Genomic DNA, 7454 nt, shown 5'->3' with positions numbered 1-7454 from the left:
CCGCTGCCGGTGGCGCTGGCGGTGATGACGTTAGCCAGTGAGGAGTAGGTGCCGAAGCTGATGGAGCCGAAGCTGTTGGTGGTGCCGGAGCTGGTGCCGCCGGTGACCACGCAGCCGGCGCCGATGGTCAGGGTGACGCCCAGCGTGCCCTGAATGGTGCCCGCCGCGTAGGAGGTGCCAGAGGCGCACAGCAGAAGTGCTGCCGAGGTTAATGCCGCCAGAGTCTTTTTCATCGTGGTTCCTTGCCGTAGTAGAGAAGCCTGCCAAAAAGCCCGAAAAATGAGTCAAATGCATTAATCTATTTACAGATTAATTAATAGAATAAGAACGTGAGAATGTCGCGCTAAAAGATTAAAAACTTTATTTATTTTTAACCGCGATCGCAGGTTCGCTGCGGCGGCCGTGTCACAGGCATGAACACTAAGGGGGTAATGATAATGCGGGTGGGAATATTATTACTTAATGAATAACGGAGCGCACTGACGGCGCTCCGTTGACGATGAAACTCACCAGGTGACGGTCATGGTGACGGTATCGCTGTAGACGCCCGCCGCCGGGGTCGTTCCCGCGGCAGGCACCAGGCCGTAAACGATCAGCGGTATCGCCGATCCGGTACCGGTGCCGGTCAGCGTGCCGGTGGTGCTGTTCCACGGCAGGGCGTGGGCGCTGTCCTGATAAAGGTTGTAGCTGATGTAGGCCGGCACGCTGCTGGCCATGCGCCGCTGGCTGCCGGAGGCGTTGAGGCCGTTGTCCAGCGCTACGGTATAGTTGGTGCCGGTGGTGCAGTTCAGCCCCAGCGTGCCGGTACCGCCGCTGCCGGTGGCGCTGGCGGTGATGACGTTGGCCAGCGAGGAGTAAGTCCCGAAGCTGATCGAACCAAAGTCGTTGGTGGTGCCGGAACTGTTGCCGCCGGTGACCACACAGCCGGCGCCGATGGTGATCGTTACGCCCAGCGTGCCCTGAATGGTGCCCGCTGCGTTGGCTGTGCCACTGATGCACAGCAGAGGTGCTACCGAGGTCAAAACCATCAGAGTTTTATTCATCATGATTCCTTGCCGTGTCAGAGAAAGCCCGCAAAAACGCCACCCAGAGCTGAGTTGAACGCATTAATTTACTTACATTTAAATTAATAGGATAAGAACGCGAAATTGTCTTGATCAAAGGCTAAAAACTTTTTTCTTTTCCGGCGGGGATATACGGACGGGGAGGCGGAATAGTGCAACTTGGAAATGATTAGAATAATAACGAATGACGATAGGAATATTATTAGCGTTATTTTGGCGCCGGGGGATGCGGTTCCCCGGCACCGGATCGATTACAGGTGAAAATCCAGCGCGCCGTCGCGCACCAGCTCGCGCGGCAGGTTGTTCTTGATGCGGCTGCCGATGCGCTTGGCGATGCCCAGCGGCTGGCCCTGGTAGGTGACGATGCATTCATCGCCGGCCGGCGGCTGCTCCGGGTAGAGATCGCGGCCGTGATACCACTCCTGCGCCAGCGCGGCGTCCAGTTCGAAATGCGGTTTGTCGCCGGTGCCGGCCAGCGCGATCGCCGCCTCGTGCTGCCAGCGGAAACCTTTCGGGAATCGTTCCGCCAGCTTGAGGCCGATACGTGAGAAGCGCACTTTACCGAACAGCGGTTCCAGCTCGGCCGGGAACAGCCAGAGCTCCTTGTCGCGCTCCCACAGCCGGCTGTCATCGCCCCAGGTTAAGCCGGATGCGGCGGCGGCTTGGGCGACCAGCGCCGCCTCTTTGCCGGACAGCGGGCTGAACGGGAATTTACCCACCTTGTAGGTCGGCTTCGCCAACGGCACCACGGCGCGCTGTTTGCGCAGGCGGGCGACGAAAAAGCCTTCGCTGTCGTAAATCTGCGGGAAGACGTGCAGGAAGCCTTCGGCGGTCAGCGCCTTGTCGGCGCCGGGGAACAGTGCACCCAGCGGCTCGACGCTGACCGCGTCGCCGTAGGTGTCCAGCAGCCAGCGCACCACCTGCTGGTTTTCCTGCGCATTGAGCGTGCAGGTGGAGTAAACCATCACGCCGCCCGGCGCCAGCGCATGAAACGCGCTGTCGATCAGTTCGCGTTGGGTGGCGGCGATCTCGGCCACGCTCTGTGGCGACCAGTTGCTCATGGCGTCCGGATCCTTGCGCACCACGCCTTCGCCGGAGCAGGGGGCATCGAGCAGAATGGCGTCGAAGCTCTCCGGCAGCGCGGCGCCGAACACCCGGCCGTCGAAGTGGGTCAGCGCGGCGTTCTTCACGCCGCAGCGGCTGATATTGGCGTGCAGCACTTTTACCCGGCTGGCGCAGTATTCGTTGGCGACGATGCCGCCCTGATTGCCCATCAACGCGGCGATTTGGGTGGTTTTGGAGCCTGGTGCCGCCGCCACGTCCAGCACCCGATTAGGCGCTGCGCCGCCCGAGAACAGCGCGCTGACCGGCAGCATTGAACTGGCCTCCTGAATGTAGAACAGGCCGCTCAGGTGTTCGGCGGCGCTGCCCAGACGCAGTTCTTCATCGTCGCGCTCGATCCAGAACCCTTCCGCGCACCAGGGGATGGGCTCCAGTCGCCAGTCGTAATCCTGCACCAGCGCCAGGAAGTCGGCGACGCTGATTTTCAGCGTGTTGACGCGCAGGCTGCGGCGCAGCGGGCGCTGGCAGGCGGCGATAAAATCTTCCATCGCCAGCTCGGCGGGCATGATGGCGCGGGTGGCGTCAAGGAAAGCGGGGGGCAGAAAAACGGCGGTGGATTTGGCCACGGGGCGAACTCTCAGGGTGCAATAAAGACAAGGGCGAGAGTTTATCACAAAGCGGAAAAAAACAGGGCCCGGCAATGCCGGGCCCTGAGGAAAATGCGAAATTTAATCGCGCGGAATGGCGGTGCCCCAGGTTTTCCAGTCCTTCGGCTCTTCCGGATTCAGCAGGAAGTGTTTGTTCGGCGTCGCTTTCGGCGCCAGCGGAATGGTCGGCGGCGTGGCGAAGGCGATACCGCCGCGGATGAACTGCTGGAAGGTCCCGCTCTTGATCACGCCGCCGGTCAGGCCGAACTGCAGGTTGTACCCCGAAGCCAGCCAGAACACGCTGTTGTTGCGCACCAGATGCTGATACTTCTTGCTGATGCGCAGCGCGACGTGCACCCGGTCTGACATGGCGCCAAGGTAGAAGCCGGTGATGGTGCCGACCTCCACGCCACGGAACAGCACCGGCGTGCCGATCTGCAGCGAGCCGGTTTCGGCGGCGTCGAGCACCACGCTCAGGCCGTCGAGATAGCGCGAGTCGGTGATGCTGGCCTGCTGCAGCTCGAAGGTGCGCAGCTCGCGGCCGCGCCCCGGCTCCACGTTGATATAAGGCTGGAGCAGGGTATCGAGGTTGCTGACGCCGGCGGCGGAGATCTCCGGCGAGACGATCGAGAAGCGGCTGCCCAAGCGCGCGAAGGTCTGCACGTATTCCGGATACAGCACCGCTTTGGCCAACACTTCGTTGCGCTCCGGCGCCAGCTGCAGCGACTCCACTTGACCGACGTCGATGCCGAGGTAGCGCAGCGGCATGCCCGCCGACAGCTTGCTGGCGTCGTAGGTTTTCAACGTGATTTGGCTGCCCACCGCGCGAGCGGCGGTTTCGCTGGCGTACAGCACGCGGTTGGCGCCCTTGTTGAGCGTCACGCCCTGCAGGTTGTCGAAGCTGATGGCGCCTTTCAGCGCACGGTTAAGCGGCGAAGCCTGCACCGTCAGCCCGCTGCCGTTGAGCTGCACCTTGGCGCCGCCTTCGGCCCAGAAGATGCTTTCGCGGGTCAGCAGCTTGCGGTATTCCGGGCTGATGTAGACGTCCACCTCAAACTCGTTGGCCTTTGGCCGCACGTTGACGATTTCGCCCACCTGGAATTTGCGATACAGCACCACCGAGCCGGCCTGCACGTCCGGCAGGCTGGTGGCGCTGAGGGTCAGGGTGGTGGCCGGGGCGTTGCCGACGATGCCTTCCTCGGCTTTCTCGCTGTTGGCGTACAGCGGGTATTGGCCGCCCGGTTCCCCCTTGCTGCCGGGAATAATGCGCACGCCGCCGTCTACCCACTCCTGGGCGCTGGCGCCGAGCACTTCCATGCCGTCGATGCCCAGCTTGACGTCGAGGCGGCTGTTGACCACGAATTTGCTGTCTTTGTGCAGCAGGCCGCGATATTGGGCGTCGATGGCGGCGGTGAACACCACGCCGCCGGCGGTCAGGGTGCGGCTCAGGATCTGGCCGACTTTCACGCCGTGCACTACCAACGGCTGCCCCACGTCGATGCCGTAGCTTTGCGGCGCATTCAGCGTGACGGTCAGCACGCCAGGCTGTTGCAACAGCGTCTCGCTGCTGTCCAGCACGTTGAAGCGCTGCTGCGGCTCGCCTTCACCCGGTACCAGCTCCAGCGTGGTGCCGGTCAGCAGTTGGCTGAGCTTGGCGTCGTTGAGGCTGATGCGCGGGCTGCGCATCACGATGCGGGTGCCGCTGCGCATCAGATCGACCACCGAAGGATCGATGGTCAGTTCACCGACCACTTTGCTGTCCTGCTGCAACGTCAGCTTGGTCAGGGTGCCGACCTGCAGCCCCTGGTACATCAGCGGCGTGCGGTTTTCACTCAGGTTGTTGCCGCTCGGCAGATCCAGCAGGATATTGACGCCGCGCTGGCTGTGGGCCAGATCGGGATACAGGGCATAGCTCTGGTCGCCCTTGGCCTGCTGGCCATCGGCCGGAGAATCGAAGGCGATGGCGCCGTTGACCAGCGCCGCCAGGCTCTCCATCTGTACCGTCGCGCCGGACAGGCTGAAATCGCCCTTGAAGCCGGAGACGTTCCAGAAGCGGCTGTTGTTTTTCACCAGATGGGCGAAGCGGCGATCGATCAGCACGTCGATGGTCACGCCCTTATTGCCTTCGCTGATGGTGTAGTCGTACACCTTGCCGACCGGGATTTTACGGTAGTAGACCAGCGAGCCGCTGTTGAGCGAGCCCAGATCGTCGGCGTGCAGGTGGATCATCAGCTCGCCGGTGTTCAGGCGGTACTTCGGCTGGGTATCGAGCGCGGTGAAGTGGGTTTGCTCCTTGCCGCTGCCGGGCATCATGCCGATATAGTTGCCGCCGACCAGCGCATCGAGGCCGGAGACCCCGGCCAGCGAGGCCTTCGGCGTCACCAGCCAGAACTGGGTGCCTTCGCGCAGCGAGTCTCCCAGATCGCTTTTGATGCTGGCCTCCACCACGATGCTGCGCAGATCTTTGCTCAGGCTGATTTTTTGCACCGTGCCGACCTCAACGCCCTGATAGCGCACCGGCGTGCGGCCGGCGACGATGCCCGCCGCCGATTGGAAATCGATGGTGACGGTGGTGCCGCGCTCCTGGAAATTGTTATAGACCAGCCACCCGGCGATCAGCAGGGCGATGAACGGCAGTAACCAGAACGGTGAAATGCGGCGCTTGTTCTTGACCCGCGCTTCAGTCGGTGTAGTCGGCGTTTCCTGTTGCATGTGCATCCCAAATCAATCGGCTATCGAGCCATTCAACGGCAAGAATAGTCAAAATGACCGCCGAGCCAAAGTAAAACGCGGCCGGTCCCATAGTAAAAGATAACAGCTGGTCGCGGTTTACCAGCGACATCATCAAGGCGATAACGAACAGATCGAGCATCGACCAGCGGCCGATCCAGGTGACCAGGCGCAGCAGGCGAATGCGCGTCTTCAGGCTGTGCGAGGTTTTGAAGTGGATGCTCAGCAACAGCGTGATCAGCACGATCACCTTGGTAAAAGGCACCAGCACGCTGGCGATGAACACGATGGCGGCGATCGGCACGTTGCCGGAGGTGGCCAGTGAGACCACGCCGGAGAAGATGGTGTCTTCCATCCGCACGCCGTTGGCGTAAATGATGGAAATCGGCAGCAGGTTAGCCGGTATCAGCAGGATCATCGCCGCGATCAGCGCCGCCCAGGTTTTCTGCAGGCTGTAGGGCTGGCGGTGGCACATCGGCACATGGCAGCGCGGGCAGCGGCCGCGCGCGTCAGGGTAGCCGGTATAGTGGCAGGACAGGCAAATGTGCAGCGCCGCCGGTGAGCCTTCCGGCTGTTCCTGCGGATAGTAGCGCTCCCACAGCTGCTCCAGGTTGACGTGGATCAGCGTCAGGATGCTGAGCAGGGTGAGCGACAGGTAGGCGATCAGCGCGCTACCGGGTTGGATGTCGGCGTAATCCTGCACTTTGATCGCCGCCACCGCCATGCCGATCAGATAGATGTCCAGCATCACCCACTCTTTCAGCCGCTCCAACATCAGCAGCACCGGGCGCAGGTTCATGCCGAGCGCGTGGCCGAAGCGCAGGTAGAGCAGCGACAGCGCCAGCGTCAGCGGGGCGCCGAGGGTACAGAACGCCACCATGCTGGCGGTCAGCGGATCGCCCTGACGGCTCATCTGCCAGATGCCCTCCAGCAGGCTGGCGTCGATGCGCGTGCCGAGCAGGCGGATGCTGATCAGCGGTTCGGTGAAGGCGAACGGCATCAGCAGCAGCATGGCGATCGCCATGGCGGTCAGGCGCGTCATCGACCAGTCGCGGCCGCTCACCACCTTGGCGTTGCAGCGCGGGCAATAGGCGGCCTGATTGCCGCTGAGCGGCGGCAGCACGAACAGCAGGTCGCACTCGCAGCAGCGCTGGTGGCGCGCTTTGGAAAGGGGGGCGGTGATCGCGTGTATTTTCATCTTTGACAAGTAGCTGCCCTTGAGCCCGCCGGAACTGTCAGCGTAGCTGAAAAATAAACCGGCCGCGTCACCGGCGATCGGGCGCCGGACGGTAAAACGAGGTAAACCGGGATTCTGAGCGGCAAACATACCCCGAGCGGCAGGGTTTTGTGAAGCAACAGATGATTAACCTTGTGGCTATACGCATTTAATGCTTATTTTATAGGGCCTAAGCTTTGGGCTTCTGGCCATCTTCACTGTTTCAATGGTTATCACATGACAAAAGAACAATTCTACGCGGAATTAAAACGTGACCTGAGCGCGTTGCTCGGTGGGGAGACCAACTTTATCGCGGCGCTGTCCAACGCCAGCGCGTTGATCAACGAGCGTCTGGATGACGTGAACTGGGCCGGTTTCTATCTGATGGATGGCGACCAGCTGGTGCTGGGGCCGTTCCAGGGCAAGATCGCCTGCGTGCGCATCCCGGTGGGCAAGGGCGTGTGCGGCACGGCGGTGGCGGAAAATCGCGTGCAGCGCGTCGGCGACGTGCATGCGTTCCCGGGCCATATCGCCTGCGATGCGGCCAGCAATGCGGAAATCGTGCTGCCGTTGGCGGTTGGCGGCCGGGTGATCGGCGTTTTGGATATCGACAGCACGGTTTATCAACGCTTCGACGAACAGGATGAAGCGGGCCTGAAAGCAGTGGTGGCGGGGCTTTGTGAGCAACTGGAACAGTGTGACAGTGCGAAATATGTGACTGTAGCGGCAAGTTGA

Annotated in this window: 5 protein-coding genes and 1 pseudogene; 1 reads left to right on the top strand and 5 read right to left on the bottom strand. The window is 61.9% G+C overall.

What is annotated here, in order from left to right:
- From HMPREF3138_RS27020 to yebS, 5 genes and pseudogenes are all read right to left on the bottom strand, one after another.
- Positions 1-233 (bottom strand): annotated as a pseudogene (locus HMPREF3138_RS27020) (spore coat protein); the annotation flags it as partial.
- Between the two features lie 273 nt (positions 234-506).
- Positions 507-1043 (bottom strand): Csu type fimbrial protein, encoded by a 537-nt coding sequence (locus tag HMPREF3138_RS09560; protein ID WP_038877665.1) that lies wholly within the window; start codon positions 1041-1043, stop codon positions 507-509.
- Positions 1044-1315: 272 nt separating this feature from the next.
- Positions 1316-2752: a 16S rRNA (cytosine(1407)-C(5))-methyltransferase RsmF gene (gene rsmF, locus HMPREF3138_RS09555; protein WP_070558945.1), complete on the bottom strand. Its 1437-nt coding sequence runs from the start codon at positions 2750-2752 to the stop codon at positions 1316-1318.
- Between the two features lie 102 nt (positions 2753-2854).
- A complete protein-coding gene (locus HMPREF3138_RS09550; RefSeq protein WP_038877827.1) occupies positions 2855-5485 on the bottom strand; it encodes a PqiB family protein in 2631 nt (876 codons plus the stop codon).
- A complete protein-coding gene (yebS, locus tag HMPREF3138_RS09545) occupies positions 5454-6701 on the bottom strand; it encodes a membrane integrity lipid transport subunit YebS (RefSeq protein WP_038877825.1) in 1248 nt (415 codons plus the stop codon). The genes HMPREF3138_RS09550 and yebS overlap by 32 nt, the downstream gene beginning before the upstream one ends.
- Before the next feature lie 255 nt (positions 6702-6956).
- Between yebS and HMPREF3138_RS09540 the strand changes: the two genes are divergently transcribed.
- Entirely contained in the window at positions 6957-7454 is a 498-nt protein-coding gene (locus HMPREF3138_RS09540; RefSeq protein WP_038877659.1) for a GAF domain-containing protein, read from the top strand.

The organism is Serratia sp. HMSC15F11 (assembly GCF_001808215.1).
Classification (GTDB): Bacteria; Pseudomonadota; Gammaproteobacteria; order Enterobacterales; family Enterobacteriaceae; genus Serratia; species Serratia nevei.
This window is presented reverse-complemented; position numbering and strand designations above follow the sequence as displayed.

Excerpts from the sequence above, each read along its gene's own strand:
- HMPREF3138_RS09560 (WP_038877665.1), bottom strand. The coding sequence starts at position 1,043 with ATGAATAAAACTCTGATGGTTTTGACCTCGGTAGCACCTCTGCTGTGC.
- HMPREF3138_RS09550 (WP_038877827.1), bottom strand. The coding sequence starts at position 5,485 with ATGCAACAGGAAACGCCGACTACACCGACTGAAGCGCGGGTCAAGAAC.
- yebS (WP_038877825.1), bottom strand. The coding sequence starts at position 6,701 with ATGAAAATACACGCGATCACCGCCCCCCTTTCCAAAGCGCGCCACCAG.
- HMPREF3138_RS09540 (WP_038877659.1), top strand. The coding sequence starts at position 6,957 with ATGACAAAAGAACAATTCTACGCGGAATTAAAACGTGACCTGAGCGCG.